Source organism: Nonomuraea sp. NPDC050153 (genome assembly GCF_044460125.1).
Classification (GTDB): domain Bacteria; phylum Actinomycetota; class Actinomycetes; order Streptosporangiales; family Streptosporangiaceae; genus Nonomuraea.
In genome coordinates, this window is sequence record NZ_JBITJQ010000002.1 from 503163 (window position 1) to 519092 (window position 15930).

Here is a 15930-nt window from a genome sequence, read left to right on the forward strand (position 1 = left end):
ATATCACCCGGCCGATATCATCCGGGCGGCCAGTTGAGGCCACGCCCGCCCAGGACGTGGGCGTGCACGTGGAAGACGGTCTGCCCGGCGCCGGGGCCGGTGTTGAACACCACGCGGTAGCCGTCCTCGGCCACGCCCTCCTGCACGGCCACGGCGTGGGCGCTCTTGAGCACGTCGTCGGCCAGCCCGTCGTCGGCCTGGGCCAGCTCCGCCGCGTTGCGGTGGTGCTGCTTCGGGATGACCAGCACGTGGGTCGGGGCCTGCGGGTTGACGTCGCGGAACGCCAGCGTCCTGCCGGTTTCATAAACGATCTCGGCGGGAATCTCCTTGGCGACGATTTGGCAGAAGAGGCAATCGCTCACCCGGCCACCCTATCGAGACCCCCGACGTACGGAACCCGTTGCGAATCGGTAATCCGCTGTGTCGTGCGCAGGAAGATCCACACGGTTAGGGTAAGTGTGCGACACTTCAGCAAAAAAAGAGACGATTCAGGGTCGGGCGAGCGCCACCTGGCGAGGACACGACTGGGTAATGCACCCTAAGGAACCGGGGAAACCTCAAGAACCGGAAGAGCGTAAACCCTCTGGGAAGGCCGCGCGTCCCACTGATGTGACCACCGAAACCCTTCTGGCCGACAGGTCGATGGGGGCGGTGCCGGTCGGGTGGGATGCCGACATGGCCGTGACCGCGCTCTACAGCGCGCATTTTCGGTCGTTGGTGCGTCTTGCCGTGTTGCTGGTGCGAGACATAGCAACAGCTGAGGAAGTCGTGCAGGATGCGTTCGTCGCCATCCACGGCGCCTGGCGCAGGCTGCGTGACCCCGACAAAGCACTCGCCTACCTCCGTCAATCCGTCGTCAACCGGTCCCGTTCCGTGCTGCGTCACCGCGCGGTCGTCGAGAAGTACGCACCCAAGGGCCTGCCGGACGCCCCGAGCGCCGAGAACGGCGCGATCGGCGAGCTGGAACGCTCCGCCGTCATCGAGGCATTACGGGCCCTGCCGACCCGACAGAGAGAAGCACTGGTTCTGCGGTACTACGGTGATCTGTCCGAAGCTGAGATAGCCCACGCGATGGGCATCAGCAAGGGCGCGGTCAAGAGCCACACCGCACGTGGCATGGCCGCCTTGCGATCCGTCCTGGAGAAAATGTCATGATCCAGCCCCCCGACGAGCACGGAGATCTCCTGCGCCGTGCGCTCCGCGCGGAGGCGGACGCGGTCGTGCCCTCGCCGGACGGACTGGAGATCATCCGCACCCGCATCGAGCGGCGCGGCGTCCGCAACCTGTTCTGGTGGCGGGCCGGCGCGGCCGCCGCCAGCGCCGTCCTGGTGGCGGGGACGATCGTGATGGCCGTTCCCAGCCTGCGCTCGCACATCATCGACCAGCCCGTCATGGGGGTGGACAGCGAGACGACCTCCAAGGTCCCGTCCAACTCCTCCACCACCCGTTCCCAGGAGCCGCCGCCCAGGGAGCCGACCCATGACCAGAACCCGGTGTGGGTGCCCGAGACCCCCGCCAAGAGCCCGACGCCCCGGCCCACGAAGAGGGCGGAGTCGACGAGCAGGCCGTCGCAGACCCCCACCCCCACGGTCACCGAGTGCCCGACGCCGCCCTTGGACGAGCCGGCCGAGCCGCCGTCCGACTGCCCCACGATCTCGCCGACCCCGTCGCCGACGGTCGAGGAGACGCTGCAGCCCACGATCTGCCCGGCCGACGAGTGCCCGCCCGACGACGTCACCGACGCTCCCACCGACCTGGCCAGCCCGTTGGTGGACGCGTCCCACACGACGCCCTGAGAGGGCTTCTACCAGCGTCCGGTACGCGTGAGCAGCACAGAGGCCGCCGCCACCCCCGCCGTGGACGTACGGAGCACCGTGGGCCCCAGCAGCACGGGCACCGCCCCGGCCGCCAGGAACCCGGCCAGTTCGTCCTCCGAGACGCCTCCCTCGGGCCCCACGACGACAACGATGTCGCCGGACTCGGGCAGCGCCACGCCGGACAGCGGCTCGGCCGCCTCCTCGTGCAGCACCAGCCCCAGCGCCGCGCCCGTCAGCAGTTTCTCGACCTGAGCGGCCGTGGCGGGCTCCGTCACCTCGGGCAGGTGGAACCTGCGGGCCTGCTTGCCCGCCTCACGAGCCGTCGAGCGCCATTTGTGCAGCCCCTTGGCGACCTTGTCGCCCTTCCACTGGGTGATGCTGCGCGAGGCGGCCCAGGGGACGATGACGTCCACGCCCGCCTCGGTCATCATCTCGACCGCCAGCTCGCCCCGGTCGCCCTTGGGCAGCCCCTGGACGACCACCAGCCGCGGCCGCGGCGGCTCGACGTCGTAGCGGCGCAGCACGTCGAGCCGCAGCGCGTCCTTCAGCACCTCGCGCACGACGCACTCGGCGACCCCGCCGGCGCCGTCCATCAGATCGATCCGCTCGCCGGCCCGAAGGCGCCGCACGGAGGCCGCGTGGCGCCCCTCCGGGCCGCCGAGCGTCAGCTCGGGCCCGTCCAGGTCCGGCGAGAGGAACACCGGGACGGTCACGTCACCTGCCGTTGAAGGCGTCGCGCAGCCGCGAGAAGAAGCCCTGCTGGCCGGGGGCGAACTTGCCCGGCGGCCGCTCCTCGCCCCGCTGCTTGGCCAGCTCGCGCAGCAGCTCCTCCTGCGCGGGCTCGAGGCGGGTCGGGGTCTCGACGTTGACGTGGATCAGCAGGTCGCCGCGGCCGGACTCGTTGAGCCGCTGCACGCCCCGCCCGAACATGGTGATGACCTGGCCCGACTGCGTGCCGGGGCGGACGTCGACCTCCTCCGAGCCGTCGAGCGTCTCGACCGCCAGGATGGTGCCGAGCGCGGCCGCCGTCATCGGGATCTGCACGGTGCAGTGGAGGTCGTCGCCGCGCCGCTCGAAGATCTCGTGGGCGCGCTCGACGATCTCGAGGAACAGGTCTCCGGGCGGGCCGCCGCCGGGGCCGACCTCGCCCTCGCCGGCGAGCTGGATGTGGGTGCCGTCCTCGACGCCCGCGGGGATGCGGACCTTGATCGTACGGCGGGTGCGCACCCGGCCGTCGCCGGAGCACTCCTGGCAGGGGTGGCGGATGATGGTGCCGAAGCCGCCGCACTGCGGGCACGGCCGCGAGGTCATGACCTGGCCCAGGAACGAGCGGGTGACCTGGGAGATCTCGCCGCGCCCGTTGCACATGTCACAGGTGTCGGGGTGCGTGCTGGGCGCCGCCCCGGCCCCGTGGCAGACCTCGCAGAGCACGGCCGTGTCGACGACCAGCTCGCGCGTGGTGCCGAACGCCGTCTCACGCAGGTCGAGCTCGACCCGGATGGTGGCGTTGCGTCCCCTGCGGGCACGCGAGCGCGGCCCCCTGGCGCCGGCCGCGGTGCCGAAGAAGGCGTCCATGATGTCGCTGAAGGGGAAGCCCGCTCCGAAGCCGCCGGCGCCCGCGCCTGCCCCGGCGCCGCCGAAGGGGTCGCCACCCAGGTCGTACATCTGGCGCTTGTTCGGGTCGGACAGCACCTCGTAGGCCTGCGTGATCTCCTTGAACCGCTCCTGGGTCTCAGGATCGGGGTTCACGTCGGGGTGCAGCTCGCGGGCAAGTCGGCGGTAGGCCTTCTTGATCTCGTCCTGACTGGCGTCACGGCGCACCCCGAGGGTGGCGTAATAGTCGCTGTTTGCCACTTATCGACCTCTTATGATGCAGCCAGGATCTGGCTGACGTAGCGTGCCACCGCGCGTACGGCGCCCATCGTCACTGGGTAGTCCATCCTTGTGGGCCCCAACACCCCGAGCCGGGCCAGTTGGTTGTCGCCTGAACCGTATCCGGTCGCGACCACGGATGTCCCTCGCAGGTAGGGGTTTTCGGAGCCGATGCGCACGGTGAGCGCGGACGGTGTGTCTGCTGATGTCTCGCCGAGCAACCTCATGAGGACGACCTGCTCCTCCAGCGCCTCCAGCACGTCGCGCAGGCCGATCGAGAAGTCGGCGCCCGCGAGGTTGGCCGCGCCGGCGAACACGATCTTCTCGTCGTGCCGCTCGACCAGTGTCTCGAGCAGCACAGAAAGGATCGTCGCCACGACGGGCCGGTCTTCGAGGGGGAGCCGCTCGGGCAGGTCGGCGACCAGCTCGGGCACGTTGCTCAGGCCGCAGCCGTCGAGGCAGGCGTTGAGGACCGCGCGCAGGTGGGCGATGCGGGTGTCCTCCACCACCTCGGGCAGCTCGATGACGCGCTGCTCGACGCGGCCGGTGTTGGTGATCAACACGAGCATGACCCGCCGGTCGTTCAGCGGCACCAGCTCAACGTGCCGGACCGTCGAACGCGTCAGCGTCGGGTACTGCACGACCGCCACCTGCCTGGTCAGCTGCGCGAGCAGCCGGACCGTGCGGGTGACCACGTCGTCGAGGTCGACCGCGCCGGCCAGGAAGGTCTCGATGGCCCTGCGCTCGGCCCCGGACAGGGGCTTGACCTGCGAGAGCCGATCGACGAACAGGCGATAGCCCTTGTCGGTCGGCACGCGGCCCGCGCTGGTGTGCGGCTGGGTGATGTAGCCCTCCTCCTCCAGCGCGGCCATGTCGTTCCTGACCGTCGCGGGGGAGACCTTCAGGTTGTGGCGCTCGGCGAGCGCTTTGGAGCCCACCGGTTCGTTGGTGGACACGTAGTCTTCGACAATGGCACGGAGCACCGCCAGTTTCCGATCGTCGAGCACGTGCTCACCTCCTGCCTCTGACATCTTAGGAACGCAACCATCTAGCACTCTGTGTTCCTGAGTGCCAAGTGTACGGCTCTCGCCCACAAGGTGCGATAACACAAGGTCGCAACCAGGCTCCTAGCTTCTTACAAGCGGCAAGTACCAGACTTGCCGACATGAGCGACAACTCCCCGCCTCCGCCGTACGGGCCCCAACCCGGCTCGCAGCCCGGCCCCGGCCCCCAACCCGGGTCCCAGCCGGGTAACGGGCCTGGTAGCGCACCGGGTTATGGGCCGGGTTACGGGCCTCAGCCCGGCTCGCAGCCGGGCTACGGGCCTCAGCCCGGGTCCCAGCCCGGCTATGGTCCTCCGCCCGGCTATGGGCAACCGCCGCAGTACGGTCCGCCGCCGCAGTACGGGCCTCCACCCCAATACGGCCCACCTCCTCAGTACGGACAGTACGGCCAACAACCCCAATTCCCCCCGCGAATCGACTCGAAAGCCATCAAACCGCGACTTTGGTGGATCGGGCTCGTCTGGGGCATCGCCGTGGTCTGCACGATCGTGGGCGTCGTCCTGTTCACCACCGGCATCGTGAGCAGCGTGAGCAACATCGCCCCCAGCAGGACGTTCGCGTCCGGCGAAAGCGTGACGGTGCCGATCGACCCGGCGAACAAGCCCGCCGTCTACCTCTCCAGCGACACCGCCGTCCACTACGAGTGCCAGATCTCGAACGGCGCCAGGCTGGCCAAGAGCGCGGGAACGCAGACGGTCACGTCCGGATCCGTCACCTGGGAGCAGATCCTCGTGATCAACGCGCCCTCCAAGGGCGACTACCAGCTGTCCTGCACCACCCAGGAACAGGCCGACGTCCGCTACGGCGTGGGCCGCGAGCTGACCTCGGCCGCGGGCGGCATCGCCGGCGGGGTGCTGGCGCTCCTCCTGATCCCCGGGGCGGGGCTGCTCATCGCCATCGTCGGCACCGTCGTCGTCCTGGTCCGCCGCAGCGGCGCGCGCAAGCGCCTTGCGGTCAGCGGGTGATTTGCTACGGTCCCCGTGTGTACGAGGGCGATGTGCTGGCGGGGAATTGGCGGCGGCCGGGCAAGGGCAAGATCCCGAAGGTGCCGGCCGAGCCGGACCTCGTCGTGGAGGACGCCGACAGCGGCTTCTGCGGCGCGGTGGTGGCCTGCGACAAGGAGGCCGTCACGCTGGAAGACCGGTTCGGCAAGCGCCGGCTGTTCCCGCTCGCGCCCGCCGCGTTCCTGCTGGAGGGCAAGCCCGTGACGCTGGTACGCCCGACGGCGGCCCCCGCCGGGCCCAGGCGCAGCGCGTCGGGCTCGATCGCCGTGGAGGGGTTGCGGGCGAGAGTCGCCCGGGAGAGTCGCATCTATGTGGAGGGCGTGCACGACGCCGCCCTGGTGGAGAAGATCTGGGGCCATGACCTGCGCGTCGAGGGGGTCGTGGTCGAATATCTGGAGGGTGTGGACCATCTGCCGGCCATCGTGGCGGAGTTCGGCCCCGAGACGGGGCGCCGGCTGGGGGTGCTGGTGGACCACCTCGTGCCCGGCTCCAAGGAGAGCAGGATCGCCGCCGAGATCACCTCGCCGGACGTGCTCGTCGTGGGGCATCCGTTCATCGACATCTGGCAGGCGGTCAAGCCGTCCGTGCTGCGCATCCCCGCCTGGCCCACGGTGCCGCGCGGGGTGCCGTGGAAAGAGGGCGTCATCGCGGCCCTGGGCTGGCGCATGGAGCCCGCGGAGGCGTGGCGGCGGATTCTCGGCGCCGTCTCCACGTACACAGACCTGGAGCCCGAGTTGCTCGGCCGGGTCGAAGAACTGATCGACTTCGTTACGGAGGCACCATGAGCCAGGACCCGCCGCAACCGCCGTCCGACGACGACGCCACCCGCTTCGTCCCCCCGTCGAGCATCCCGCCCGGCCAAGGCTCAGGCCCCCAGCAGCCGGGATACGGGCAGCAGCCCGGCTCCGAGCCCGGGTACGGGCAGCAGCCATGGTCCCAGCCGGGGTACGGCCAGCAACCAGGATCCCAGCCCGGCTATGGGCAGCCCGGTTACGGCCAGCAGCCCCAGAGCTACGGTCCTCCCCCACCCGGTTACGGCCCCGCGCCGCAGCAGCAGCCCGGCTACGGGTACGGCGTCCCTCCGGGCGAGCCGTACGTCCCCGGCAGGTTCGGCCCCCGCCCGGGCACCGACGACACCACCATGGCGATGCTCGCCCACCTGCTCGGCCTGCTGGTCTCCTGGGTCGGCCCGCTGATCATCTACCTGATGAAGAAGGACGAGTCCCCCTACGTCAGGGATCAGGCGGCGGAGGCGCTCAACTTCCAGATCACGATGTTCATCGGCTATGTGATCTCGGGCATCCTGGTGATCGTCTTCATCGGCGTGCTCCTGCTGCCGGTCGTCTGGATCCTGTCCCTGATCTTCCACATCCAGGCCGCCATAGCCACCAACAAGGGCGAGCCGTACCGCTACCCGTTCGCCGTCCGGCTGATCACCTAGACCAGCAGATCCCTGATCAGGGCGTCGGCCAGCAGCCGGCCCTGGAGCGTGAGCACCATGAGCCCCGACCTGAAAGGCCCGGGCTCCAGCAGGCCGCGCGCCAGGGCGCTCGCCACGGCCGGGCGCGCGTCCAGGGCCACCTCGGCCAGCGGGTAGCCGGACGACAGCCGCAGCTCCAGCATGAGCCGCTCGGCCGCCCGGTCGTCGCCGCCGAGCACCTCGCGCGCGTGGGCGGGTGAGGCGCCGGCGGCCAGCCGCTGGGCGTAGGCGGCCGGATGCTTGACGTTCCACCAGCGGGTGCCGCCGACGTGGCTGTGGGCGCCGGGGCCGGCGGCCCACCAGTCGCCGCCGGTCCAGTAGAGCAGGTTGTGGCGGCAGCGGGCCTGCTCGGAGGTGGCCCAGTTGGACACCTCGTACCAGTCGAACCCGGCCTGCGACAGCAGCTCGTCGGCGATCTGGTAGCGGTCGGCGGCCACGTCGTCGTCGGGCATGGGCAGCTCGCCGCGCCTGATCCTGGCCGCCAGCCGGGTGCCGTCCTCGACGATCAGCGAGTACGCCGACACGTGGTCGGGCCGGGCCTCGATCGCGGCGGTCAGCGAGGCCCGCCAGTCGTCGTCGGACTCACCGGGGGTGCTGTAGATGAGGTCGAGGTTGACGTGCTCGAACCCCGCCCGCCTCGCCTCCCCTACGGCCGCCGCCGCCCTGCCGGGGGTGTGGCGGCGGTCGAGCACCTGGAGCACGTGCTCGCGTGCGCTCTGCATGCCGAAGCTGACCCGGTTGAAGCCGCCCTGGCGGAGCTTGTCGAGGTAGGCCGGGTCGACGGACTCGGGGTTGGCCTCCGTGGTCACCTCGGCCCCCGGCCTCAGCCCGAACTCCGAGTCGATCGCGGCCAGGATCCTGGCCAAGTCTTCCGGCGGAAGCAGCGTGGGCGTGCCACCGCCGAAGAACACCGTCTCCACCGGCAACTCGGCCGGGCCCAGGACGCGGCGCGCGAGGCGGATCTCCTCGACGACCGTGTCCGCGTAGTCCCGGTGCGAGGCGCCGGGGCCCAGCTCGGCGGCGGTGTAGGTGTTGAAGTCGCAGTAGCCGCAGCGGGTCACGCAGAACGGCACGTGCACGTAGAAGCCGAACGGACGCTCGCCCAGGCCCCTCAGGGCGCTGTCGGGCAACTCGCCCGAGGTGGGCACGGGATCGCCGTCAGGCAGGGTGGATGGCACCCCTTCAGTTTGCCGGGTGCACGGGGGTGCTATCGAACCGCAATCCCCGAGAGGTGCAAGGGGGTCAGATGTCAAGCATCGGCATCGTGGGCGCGGGGATCTGGCCGGGGTACGGCTTTATGGTCTGCCATCGGAGCCGCACCAGGCGTGCTTCGTCGCGCCGGGGCTGCCGTCAGCCAGCCCAAAGCGGAGCGTCGTCGTTCCGCAATGCGGCCCATGCCTGTCCGCCAGACAGGAGAGAGAGCCGCAAGCCCTGGGCCGCCGGCCCCGAGTCGTTGACCTGCAACATCTCCCCCGGCTGCGGGGAGATCTTCCGTATGCCGATCGTGACCAGGCGCGGCGTGGTCTCCAGCGTGCTGGTCGCGGCGGTCCCCGGCGGGCCGCTGGAGCCGATCTCGCGCCTGCCCGCGGCCGAGGTCACCGGCGAGCCGGCCGGGCTGCTCGCCGAGCACGCGCCGCGGCCGGCCGAGCGGATGGGCGAGGATTTCGAGCTGCTGGGCGAGGACGACCTGCCGCAGGGTGCGATCACGCCGGTCGTCCGCGAGGCGGTGGCCGAGCTGCCCAGCGGGCGGATCGCGCCGGCCGTCGGCGACGCCCGGATCACCAACGACCCACTGACCGGCCAGGGCGCGAACCTGGGCCCGGCCTGTGCCTGGATCGCGGCCGACGCCATCGCGGCGGGCGGCCCGTACGACGCCGCCTTCGGCCGTGCCACGGCGGAGCGGATGTGGGAGGCGGCGGCGCCGGTCACCGACTGGACCGACGCGTTCCTGCGTCCGCCGGCCGCGCACGTCATGACCCTGCTGCCGGCCGCCACGACCAGGCAAGACCTGGCGGACCTGATCCTCGACCTGTTCTCGAACCCGGCGTACGCGTGGGCGGTGCCGTCAAGCCCCGAGGAGGTGTCGCGGATCGTTGACGGCAGCGGGCCAGCACTCTAACTTATAGGAAAGTTTCTTATAAGTTAGATCTCCCGGGAGTCGCCCCGTGAAGAAGACGATCCTCCTAGCGCTATCGCTCCTGCTCGGCTGCACGGTCATCTCCGCGCCCGCCGAGGCCCGCACCGGCTTCAAGCGGGTCGCGTACTTCATCCAGTGGGGCGTCTACGGGCGCAACTACCACGTCAAGGACGTAGATACCACGGGTGCCGCGGCCAAGCTCACGCACCTGAACTACGCGTTCGGGTTCGTGAACGCCGAGGGCGCCTGCTACTCGGCCGACCCGTGGGCGGACTGGCAGCGGCCCGTACCCGCCGAGCAGAGCGTGGACGGCGTGGCCGACGCGCCCGGCCAGGCCCTGAACGGCAACCTCAACCAGCTCCGCAAGCTCAAGGCCAAGCACCCGGGGCTCAAGGTGCTGATCTCGCTGGGCGGCTGGACCGGGTCCAAATACTTCTCCGACGCGGTCCTCACCCCCGAGTCCCGCTCCGCGCTGGCCCGCTCGTGCGTCGACCTGTGGCTGCGCGGCAACCTGCCGGACCTCCCCGCGGGCGCGGGAGCCGGCGTGTTCGACGGGATCGACCTGGATTGGGAGTGGCCGGGCTCGTCCGGCGCCGAGGGCAACGTCGTCCGGCCGGAGGACCGGCGGAACTTCACGCTGTTCGCCGAGGAACTGCGGGCGCAGCTGTCCGCCTTCTCCCAGGGCGCGCAGCTCACGGCCTTCCTCCCGGCCGCGGCGGCCAAGATCGACGCCGGGTTCGAGGTGCGGCGGGTGTTCAAGTCCCTCGACTTCGCCACCGTCCAGGGGTACGACCTGCACGGGACGTGGGAGGCGCGGACCGGGCACAACGGCAACCTCTTCACCGATCGGCGTGACCCGAACCCCGTCCGCTACAGCGTGGACCAGACCGTACGCGACTACCTGTCCCGCGGAGCCCCCGGCCGCAAGATCGTGGTCGGCGTCCCCGCGTACGGCCAGGGCTGGACCGGCGTCACCGGCGGCGACGGCCTCTACAAGCCCGCCACCGGACCCGCCGCCGGGAAGTGGGGGCCCGGGACGGAGGACTACAAGGACCTGATCGCCAAGCCCGGCAAGCGCTACCGGGACCTGCGCACCGGGACCGTGTGGCTGTACGACGGGAACGAGTTCTGGTCGTACGACGATCCGGCGGTGCTGGTGCAGAAGGCGGCGTACATCCGCCTCAAGGGCCTGGGCGGCTCGATGATGTGGTCCATCGACCAGGACGACGCCCGCGCCTCCCTCACCTCAGCCCTGTACTCGATCCTCCACTGAGCCAAGGGGGCCGGGCACACCCCCAACCCCGGCCCCCACCTCCAACACCCCACCGCCCACCCACCACCACACCCCACCCACCGAGGCAACCGCACGGCGAACGGCCACACGACGAACCGCCGCACACCGGACCGCCCACACGGCTGACTGTCGTACACCGGACCGTCCGGACACGGGCGAGCACGACGGCGGCTTCCAGGTGCGGGACGGCCTCTCGAACACCGAGATCGCCACCCGCCTGTACAGCTCGGAGGCCACCGTCAAGACCCACATCAACAACCTCTTCGCCAAGACGGTCTCCTACGCCTTCCGGCACGGAGTGGCACACCCGCGGTGAGCCGGCGATCAGGGCTGCCTGAGCTGGGACTCGCCGTCGAACCCGGCCAGCTGTAACAACGTCTCCAACGCCGCCTGCCTGGTCTCCTCGACCGAGTCACCCCGTTCGCCGAAACACTCCGCCGCCACGTCGAGCAGCGCCGCCACCACGACCGCGTCGGGATAGGGCACATCGACGAGCACCGTGCCGTCGCCTTCCTCCTCCTCCGAAACCAGGTGGAGCCTCAGCAGCCGTCGAGCCTCCTCAGCCACAGCGACCCCCAACACGGCGGCACGCTCGAATCGCTCAGAAGCAATCACGTCACCCTCCAGTCGCACTGGTGTTCGGAATTGAAGGTAGGCGATGGCACCGACAGAAACCCGTCGCGATCATCCGGCCACTCGGCTGGCTAGGCTCGAACCGTGTACGACTCGATCATCAGCGTTCACGAGCTCACGGTCGAACTCGGCGGCAACCCCGTGCTCCGGGACCTGGAGCTGACCGTGGCACCGGGCGAGATCGTGGCGGTCATCGGCCCGAACGGGAGCGGCAAGTCGACCCTCCTGCGCTGCCTCGCCGGGCTCCAGCCCGCGACGTCCGGCCAGGTCAGGGTGTTCGGGGAGGCGCCGGCCGACGACGCAGCGTTCTGGCGGCGGGTGGCGATGCTCGGCGACGAGCCCGCCTGGTATCCGGGGCTCACCGCCCGCGAGCACCTGGAGCTCATGGGAGCCGTCCACGCCGAGGCCCGGATGACGGTCGAGGCGGCGCTGGAGGTGTTCGCGCTGGTGGAGCGGGGCGACGCGGCGCCGCTGAACCTGTCCACCGGGCAGCGCCAGCGCCTCTCCCTGGCCTCCACGCTGCTCAGGCCGAGCACGTTGCTGCTGCTCGACGAGCCGGAGCGCGGCCTGGACGCCGACTTCCGCGCCCGGCTGGCCGACCTGCTCGACGAGTACGCGAGTGAAGGGGGCACCGTGGTCATGGCCACGCACGACCCCGGCCTGGCCGCCCGCGCCCGCCAGATCACGCCGTCGGGGGTGGACGCATGAGCAGCGCGGACGTGCCTCCGCCAGATCTCGCCGTCGGGGGTGGACCAGTGAGCGGGGCCGGGGGCGGTGTGCGGGCGGTGCGGGCGTATCTCCGATCGCGCGGCCGGGCCCGTGCCGGCCTGCTCGATCGGTACGTCGCCGGGTTCGGGCTGGCGATGCTCGCCGCCGTGCTCGGCCAGCCGCTCTCCACCGTGCTCCAAGGACTGGCCGGAGCGGCCGATCCCGCCCGTATGGGCGCCGGCACGGCCCTGCTCGCCCTGGCGCTGGCCGGTTTCCTGGCCGCGGCCCGCGCCGCCGGACCCGTGATGTTGCCGGCCGCCGACGCCTCCTGGCTGCTGCCCTCGCCCCTGAACCGGCGCCACCTGCTCGGACGCACCGCACGGGTGCTGGCCGTGGTGGCGGTCGCGGCCGGGCTGCTGCTCGGGCTGGGGCTGATCGCCGTGCTGGGCGCGCCCGACCAGCTCGTGTGGCGCCTGCTCGGCGCGCTGGCGCTGGGCGTCTCGGCGACCGCGGGCGGGATGGCGCTGGCGGTGCTGGGCCAGGCCTCCCAGTCGTGGCAGGTCTGGCTCACGTCCGCGATGGTCGCATTGCTGGTGGTGGCCGTCGTGACCGTCAGCGGCCAGTTGCGTACGGTGCTCGCCGTCGCCGCGAGCGCTCCCCTGCCCGCGGTGGCCGTCGCCGCCTCCGTGGCGACGGCGCTCTCCGCCCTGCTGGTACGCCAGGCGTGGGCGTCACTCGACCGGATCCCCACCCGTACGCTCGTCACGGCCTCGACCCGGGCGGGCCGTGTCGCGAACGCGGCCGTCGGCCTCGACCCCGACGCGCTCACCTGGATCGCGGAGGACAACCACTGGCGGGCCAGGAAGCTCCGCTCGCGGCCGTGGCCGTCGCTGCCCGCGCCCCTCGCGCTGGCGTGGCACGACTGGCGCCGGGTGGGCCGCAGGCCCGGGCGCCTGGCTGTCATGTTCGCGATGTCGGCGTTGCCCGCCGTGCTGGCGCAGGCGGGCGGCGCTCCGGTGACGCTCGGGGCGGCGGTGCTGGCGGGTTCGCTGGCCGTGGCGGCGGTGAGCGTGTCAGGGGCGCGCAGGGACAGCGACAATCCGGCACTGTCCCGGCTGATCGGGGTGGGGCGGCGCCCGGCGCTGGCGGCGCGCGCGGTGCTGCCCATGCTGCTGAGCGGCGCGTGGGCGACCGTGGGGCTGGCCGGCCTGAGCGTGAGCGGAGTGCTGCCGGGAGCCTGGCTGTTCGGGCCGCTGGTGGCCCCCGCGCTGGCCGCCGGCGCGCTGCGGATGGCCAGGAGGAGCCCGGTCGATCACTCCATGCCGGTCATCGACACCCCTGGCGGGGCGATCCCGACCGGGCCGCTGCGCTGGGCGTTCACCGGAGTGGACCTGGCCGGGCTCGGGTGCCTGCCCGCCGTGGCCGCGCTGCTGTCCCCGCCGGGCCCGCCGGGCGGATTCCTGGCGGCCCAGGCCGCCGCAGGCGCGCTGGTGCTGGTGGGGTACGTGGTCCGCAGCCGCGAGTAGGGCGTCAGGCCACGTACACGACGCTCGGGACGCCCCCGTACGGGATGGTCCGGTCCTTGCGCATGCCCGCTCGCTCCGCCACCTTCAGCGACGCCAGGTTGTCGGGCCGGATGACCGCGACGACCGTCCCGAGCTCCTTGCCGACCCGCAGCGCCGCCTCCACGAGCTCACCCGCGTAGCCGTGGCCCCAGGCGGACGGCCGGAACCGGTAGTAGAGGTTCAGCACCTCGTCCCCGCCGACGATCGCGCGGCGCAACCCCCCGAACCCGAGCACCTCCGGCCCGCCGATCGCCCGCGCGGCCCAGTAGCCGATGCCACGCTCGGCCCAGTCGGCCAGCCACAGGTCCAGCATGGCGCGGCTGGACACCAGGTCAACAGAGGGGCCGCCGGGGTTGTACACGTTGGTACGGGGGTCGGAGTGAAGCTCATGGACAGCGGCCAGATCGTCGAGCATGACCCGAGAAAGGATCATGCGCGCGGTTTGCACCACTTCCATGCTTTCAGGGTAGTCGCTACCCCGAAAGCGCTACTTCTTCTTGTCGGCGGACGACTCGGTGGACAGCGCGGCGACGAAGGCCTCCTGGGGGACCTCCACGCGCCCGACCATCTTCATCCGCTTCTTGCCTTCCTTCTGCTTCTCCAGCAGCTTCCGCTTGCGGGAGATGTCACCGCCGTAGCACTTGGCCAGGACGTCCTTGCGGATGGCGCGGATGTTCTCGCGGGCGATGACCCGGGCCCCGATGGCGGCCTGGATCGGCACCTCGAACTGCTGCCTGGGGATCAGCTCGCGCAGCTTCTTCGCCATGTCGACGCCGTAGGTGTAGGCCTTGTCCTTGTGGACGATGGCGCTGAACGCGTCGACCGGCTCGCCCTGCAGCAGGATGTCCACCTTGACCAGGTCGGCCTCCTGCTCGCCGGCGGGCTCGTAGTCGAGCGAGGCGTAGCCGCGGGTGCGCGACTTGAGCTGGTCGAAGAAGTCGAAGATGATCTCACCCAGCGGCAGCGTGTAGCGGATCTCGACGCGGTCCTCCGACAGGTAGTCCATGCCGAGGAGCTGGCCGCGCCGCCCCTGGCAGATCTCCATGATCGCCCCGATGAACTCGGACGGCGCCAGGATCGTCGACTTGGTGACCGGCTCGAAGACCTGCGCGATCTTCCCGCCCGTGGGGAACTCCGACGGGTTGGTGACGGTGAGCTCCTTGCCGTCCTCCATGACCACGCGGTAGACCACGTTGGGCGCCGTGGAGATCAGCGACAGGCCGAACTCGCGCTCCAGCCGCTCCCGCACGATCTCCATGTGCAGCAGCCCCAGGAACCCGACCCGGAACCCGAACCCGAGCGCCGCGGACGTCTCCGGCTCGTAGACCAGCGCCGCGTCGTTGAGCTGCAGCTTGTCGAGGGCCTCGCGCAACTCGGGGTATTCGTCGCCGTCGATCGGATAGAGCCCCGAGAACACCATCGGCTTGGGGTGCTCGTAGCCCGCCAGCATCTGCTGGGCCGACTTGACCGCCGAGGTGACGGTGTCACCCACGCGCGACTGGCGGACGTCCTTGACCCCGGTGATCAGGTAGCCCACCTCGCCGACGCCCAGCCCCCGCTCGGAGATCTTGGGTTCGGGCGAGATGACGCCGATCTCGAGCGTCTCGTGGGTGGCGGCGGTGGACATCATGAGGATGCGCTCGCGCTTGCCCAGGTGGCCGTCCACGACCCGCACGTACGTGACGACGCCGCGGTAGGTGTCGTAGACGGAGTCGAAGATCAGCGCCCGGGCCGCCGCGTCGGCGTCGCCCACGGGGGCGGGCACCTCCTGGACCACGTGGTCGAGCAGCTCGCGAACGCCCTCACCGGTCTTGCCGGACACCCTGAGCACGTCGGACGGGTCGCAGCCGATCAGCCCCGCCAGCTCCTCGGCGAACTTCTCCGGCTGCGCCGCCGGCAGGTCGATCTTGTTGAGGACGGGGATGATGTGCAGGTCGGCGTTCATGGCCAGGTAGAGGTTGGCCAGCGTCTGCGCCTCGATGCCCTGGGCCGCGTCGACCAGCAGGATCGCGCCCTCGCACGCCTGCAGCGACCTGGACACCTCGTAGGTGAAGTCGACGTGGCCGGGCGTGTCGATCATGTTGAGCACGTGACCGTCCCACGGCAGCCGCACGGCCTGCGACTTGATCGTGATGCCCCGTTCGCGCTCGATGTCCATCCTGTCGAGGTATTGGGCACGCATGGAGCGGTCGTCGACCACGCCGGTGATCTGCAGCATCCGGTCGGCAAGGGTTGACTTGCCATGGTCGATGTGCGCGATGATGCAGAAGTTGCGGATCAACGCGGGGTCGGTCTGGCCAGGCTGAGTGCGCACCGAAGTCCGTTTCGACAGGGTTGAGGTCAAGCAGTCTTTCAT

The 15930-nt window shown here is 70.8% G+C and carries 18 protein-coding genes; 10 read left to right on the forward strand and 8 right to left on the reverse strand.

The window, feature by feature from the left end:
* Positions 1 to 17: 17 nt before the first annotated feature.
* Positions 18 to 362 carry a histidine triad nucleotide-binding protein gene (locus tag ACIBQ1_RS06570; protein WP_397274994.1) on the reverse strand — a complete coding sequence of 115 codons (345 nt, stop codon included), beginning with the start codon at positions 360 to 362 and terminating at the stop codon, positions 18 to 20.
* A gap of 280 nt (positions 363 to 642) precedes the next feature.
* Here ACIBQ1_RS06570 and ACIBQ1_RS06575 point away from each other — a divergent pair, with 280 nt between their 5' ends.
* Both ACIBQ1_RS06575 and ACIBQ1_RS06580 read left to right on the forward strand, forming a co-directional pair.
* Complete coding sequence (locus ACIBQ1_RS06575; RefSeq protein WP_080047132.1) at positions 643 to 1155, forward strand: SigE family RNA polymerase sigma factor; 513 nt, start codon at positions 643 to 645, stop codon at positions 1153 to 1155.
* Complete coding sequence (locus tag ACIBQ1_RS06580) at positions 1152 to 1796, forward strand: hypothetical protein (RefSeq protein WP_397274996.1); 645 nt, start codon at positions 1152 to 1154, stop codon at positions 1794 to 1796. Before ACIBQ1_RS06575 ends, ACIBQ1_RS06580 begins: the two co-directional genes overlap by 4 nt.
* An 8-nt stretch (positions 1797 to 1804) precedes the next feature.
* On the opposite strand, the gene ACIBQ1_RS06585 is transcribed toward ACIBQ1_RS06580, so the two are convergent.
* The 3 genes from ACIBQ1_RS06585 to hrcA are packed head-to-tail and all read right to left on the reverse strand — an operon-like array spanning position 1805 to position 4696.
* Positions 1805 to 2530 carry a 16S rRNA (uracil(1498)-N(3))-methyltransferase gene (locus tag ACIBQ1_RS06585; protein ID WP_397274997.1) on the reverse strand — a complete coding sequence of 242 codons (726 nt, stop codon included), beginning with the start codon at positions 2528 to 2530 and terminating at the stop codon, positions 1805 to 1807.
* 1 nt (position 2531) lies between these two features.
* Positions 2532 to 3671 (reverse strand): molecular chaperone DnaJ, encoded by a 1140-nt coding sequence (dnaJ, locus tag ACIBQ1_RS06590; RefSeq protein WP_397274999.1) that lies wholly within the window; start codon positions 3669 to 3671, stop codon positions 2532 to 2534.
* A gap of 11 nt (positions 3672 to 3682) precedes the next feature.
* Positions 3683 to 4696, reverse strand: a complete 1014-nt coding sequence (hrcA, locus tag ACIBQ1_RS06595) for a heat-inducible transcriptional repressor HrcA (protein ID WP_355373404.1) — start codon at positions 4694 to 4696, stop codon at positions 3683 to 3685.
* Positions 4697 to 5226: 530 nt separating this feature from the next.
* Here hrcA and ACIBQ1_RS06600 point away from each other — a divergent pair.
* The 3 genes from ACIBQ1_RS06600 to ACIBQ1_RS06610 are packed head-to-tail and all read left to right on the forward strand — an operon-like array spanning position 5227 to position 7198.
* Positions 5227 to 5718: a hypothetical protein gene (locus ACIBQ1_RS06600; RefSeq protein ID WP_397275001.1), complete on the forward strand. Its 492-nt coding sequence runs from the start codon at positions 5227 to 5229 to the stop codon at positions 5716 to 5718.
* Between the two features lie 17 nt (positions 5719 to 5735).
* Positions 5736 to 6542, forward strand: coding sequence for a DUF3097 domain-containing protein (locus ACIBQ1_RS06605; RefSeq protein ID WP_397275002.1), 807 nt, complete (start codon positions 5736 to 5738; stop codon positions 6540 to 6542).
* Positions 6539 to 7198, forward strand: a complete 660-nt coding sequence (locus tag ACIBQ1_RS06610; protein ID WP_397275004.1) for a DUF4870 domain-containing protein — start codon at positions 6539 to 6541, stop codon at positions 7196 to 7198. The genes ACIBQ1_RS06605 and ACIBQ1_RS06610 overlap by 4 nt, the downstream gene beginning before the upstream one ends.
* Here the strand turns inward: ACIBQ1_RS06610 and hemW are convergent.
* Positions 7195 to 8415 (reverse strand): radical SAM family heme chaperone HemW, encoded by a 1221-nt coding sequence (hemW, locus tag ACIBQ1_RS06615; protein ID WP_397275006.1) that lies wholly within the window; start codon positions 8413 to 8415, stop codon positions 7195 to 7197. The genes ACIBQ1_RS06610 and hemW overlap by 4 nt on opposite strands.
* A gap of 119 nt (positions 8416 to 8534) precedes the next feature.
* Here hemW and ACIBQ1_RS06620 point away from each other — a divergent pair, with 119 nt between their 5' ends.
* The 3 genes from ACIBQ1_RS06620 to ACIBQ1_RS06630 all read left to right on the forward strand — a co-directional run bounded on the left by ACIBQ1_RS06620 (position 8535) and on the right by ACIBQ1_RS06630 (position 10984).
* On the forward strand, positions 8535 to 9356 hold the full coding sequence (locus tag ACIBQ1_RS06620; protein WP_397275544.1) for a styrene monooxygenase/indole monooxygenase family protein: 822 nt from the start codon (positions 8535 to 8537) through the stop codon (positions 9354 to 9356).
* Between the two features lie 46 nt (positions 9357 to 9402).
* Positions 9403 to 10647: a glycoside hydrolase family 18 protein gene (locus ACIBQ1_RS06625; protein WP_397275007.1), complete on the forward strand. Its 1245-nt coding sequence runs from the start codon at positions 9403 to 9405 to the stop codon at positions 10645 to 10647.
* A gap of 199 nt (positions 10648 to 10846) precedes the next feature.
* Positions 10847 to 10984: a response regulator transcription factor gene (locus tag ACIBQ1_RS06630; protein ID WP_397275009.1), complete on the forward strand. Its 138-nt coding sequence runs from the start codon at positions 10847 to 10849 to the stop codon at positions 10982 to 10984.
* Between the two features lie 8 nt (positions 10985 to 10992).
* Here ACIBQ1_RS06630 and ACIBQ1_RS06635 read toward each other — a convergent pair whose 3' ends face one another.
* Positions 10993 to 11235 (reverse strand): hypothetical protein, encoded by a 243-nt coding sequence (locus ACIBQ1_RS06635; RefSeq protein WP_397275011.1) that lies wholly within the window; start codon positions 11233 to 11235, stop codon positions 10993 to 10995.
* Positions 11236 to 11385: 150 nt separating this feature from the next.
* Between ACIBQ1_RS06635 and ccmA the strand changes: the two genes are divergently transcribed.
* Both ccmA and ACIBQ1_RS06645 read left to right on the forward strand, forming a co-directional pair.
* Positions 11386 to 12009 carry a heme ABC exporter ATP-binding protein CcmA gene (gene ccmA, locus ACIBQ1_RS06640; protein WP_397275013.1) on the forward strand — a complete coding sequence of 208 codons (624 nt, stop codon included), beginning with the start codon at positions 11386 to 11388 and terminating at the stop codon, positions 12007 to 12009.
* 47 nt (positions 12010 to 12056) lie between these two features.
* Complete coding sequence (locus ACIBQ1_RS06645; RefSeq protein ID WP_397275015.1) at positions 12057 to 13535, forward strand: DUF6297 family protein; 1479 nt, start codon at positions 12057 to 12059, stop codon at positions 13533 to 13535.
* 4 nt (positions 13536 to 13539) lie between these two features.
* On the opposite strand, the gene ACIBQ1_RS06650 is transcribed toward ACIBQ1_RS06645, so the two are convergent.
* Together ACIBQ1_RS06650 and lepA are read right to left on the reverse strand one after the other, a co-directional pair.
* Positions 13540 to 14031 (reverse strand): GNAT family N-acetyltransferase, encoded by a 492-nt coding sequence (locus tag ACIBQ1_RS06650; RefSeq protein ID WP_397275016.1) that lies wholly within the window; start codon positions 14029 to 14031, stop codon positions 13540 to 13542.
* A gap of 30 nt (positions 14032 to 14061) precedes the next feature.
* Positions 14062 to 15930, reverse strand: coding sequence for a translation elongation factor 4 (gene lepA / locus ACIBQ1_RS06655; protein WP_397275017.1), 1869 nt, complete (start codon positions 15928 to 15930; stop codon positions 14062 to 14064).